This window comes from Nocardioides sp. P5_C9_2 (assembly GCF_054049555.1).
On sequence record NZ_JBFUMD010000705.1, the window covers coordinates 1 to 1,337 of the forward strand.

2 protein-coding genes are annotated in these 1,337 nt (G+C 74.2%); one reads left to right on the forward strand and one right to left on the reverse strand.

What is annotated here, in order from left to right; translation table 11 throughout:
• The coding region (locus ACXJKL_RS21155; RefSeq protein WP_457208958.1) for a protein adenylyltransferase SelO family protein at window positions 1-299 on the reverse strand (299 nt) is incomplete at its 3' end.
• 73 nt (window positions 300-372) lie between these two features.
• Here ACXJKL_RS21155 and ACXJKL_RS21160 point away from each other — a divergent pair.
• On the forward strand, window positions 373-1,337 hold a 965-nt coding region (locus tag ACXJKL_RS21160; RefSeq protein ID WP_457208959.1), incomplete at its 3' end, for a carboxylate-amine ligase.

Consider the following 1,337-nt stretch of genomic DNA (forward strand, 5'->3'; position numbering starts at 1 on the left):
TCCCCGAGCAGCAGGGCGCGCCCGTCGCCGAGGCGCGGGACGAAGCCGCCGAACTGGTGGCCCGCGTAGGCCTGCGCGACGGCCGTGGCGTCGTCGGGGAGCGCGGTGCCGGTCAGCAGCCCCAACCCCTCCGGCGTGCGCAGCCAGCCGGGGTCGAGGTCCAGGTCGGCGGCCAGGCGATCGTTGAGCACCAGCAGGCGAGCGTCCGGCGTACTCTCGGCCTGCCAGGGGACGGCCATCTCGCCGAGCTCGCGCGCGAAGTGACCGTGCAGGGCCACGCGGACCGGAGTGAGGCTCACCACCCGAGCGTACGTCGGCCGTGGACGGGGTACGGACACCCCCGACGGACGACGATCACCACGAGAGGCACCCATGACAGCCGCGGAGTACCACCTCGGCAGTGACTTCACGGTGGGCGTGGAGGAGGAGCTGATGCTGGTCGACGGTGCCGGCGGGCTCCTGGGCGCCGCCGCGACACCCCTGGTGGCGTCCCTCCGCGGCGAGCTGCCGCTGGGCGGGATCGTGACGGGGGAGGTCTACGCCGACCAGGTCGAGCTCAACACCCCGGTGTGCTCGGGTGCCGAGGACGTCCGCAGTCACCTGCGGGACCTGCGTCGGTGGGTGCTGGACGGAGGAGCCGCCGTCGCGGCCGTGGGCGTCCACCCGTCAGCGCCCCTCGGCGACGCCTGCCTCACGCCGTCGCCGCGCTACGACGCGATCGTCGCCGAGTACGGCGGCCTGCTCCGGACGCCGACCGCAGCCCTGCAGGTCCACGTGGGCCTGCCCGACCCGAGGACGGCCATGCAGGCCTATCGGGGGTTGCGTCACTGCTCGGCGCTGCTGCGCGGGCTCAGCGCCGGCTCGCCGTACTGGCACGGCGTGGACTCAGGGCTCGCGTCGAGCCGAGCGGCCATCCTGCGGTCCTACCCGCGGACCACGCCGCCGCCGTTGCTGCGCTCATGGGACGAGTACGTCGACCGCACGCAGGCGTTGGTCGCGGCGGCGGAGGTCCCGGACCACACCTACGTGTGGTGGGACCTGCGGCCGCGACCCGAGCTCGGCACCCTGGAGGTGCGGGTGATGGACGCGCAACCGTCCCTGGACCTGGTGGCGGGACTCACCGCACTGGTGCAGGGGATCGCTCGCTGCGCGGTGGAGCAGCCCGACGCCGACGACCTGAGCGACGACATCGTGGCCCTCAACGACTACCGGGCGGGCCGTGACGGTCTCGACGCGCGGATCGTCGACACCGACGGCATCGTGCGGCCCCTGCGCGAGGTGRCCGCGCGCGTGCTCGCACGGGTCCGCACGGTGCTCGCGCACGACCGTCTCGACGC